Raw genomic sequence first — 278 nt, 5'->3', positions numbered from 1 at the left:
GAAGGCGCTGACGAATTCGCCGTGGGGCACGTTCACCGTCGCCGCGACGATTCCGATCGCGCTGTTCATGGGCATCTACACGCGCTACATCCGTCCGGGCCGCATCGGCGAAGTGTCGATCATCGGCTTCGTGCTGCTGATGGCATCGATCGCGTTCGGCCAGCACGTGCACGATTCGGCGACGCTCGCCGCGTGGTTCACGTTCAACGGCACGCAGCTCACGTGGATCCTGATCGGCTACGGCTTCGTCGCATCGGTGCTGCCGGTGTGGCTGCTGC

General features: G+C 64.7%; 1 protein-coding gene. It reads left to right on the top strand.

Annotated elements, in window-relative coordinates:
* On the top strand, window positions 1-278 hold a 278-nt coding region (locus R0J88_RS19760; protein ID WP_410900840.1), incomplete at both ends, for a carbon starvation CstA family protein.

It is taken from the genome of Pseudoalteromonas sp. SIMBA_162 (assembly GCF_046535955.1).
In the GTDB taxonomy this organism is placed as follows: domain Bacteria; phylum Pseudomonadota; class Gammaproteobacteria; order Enterobacterales; family Alteromonadaceae; genus Pseudoalteromonas; species Pseudoalteromonas marina.
Note: the sequence above shows the minus strand (reverse complement) of the source record. Positions and strands in the feature narration are given on the sequence as shown.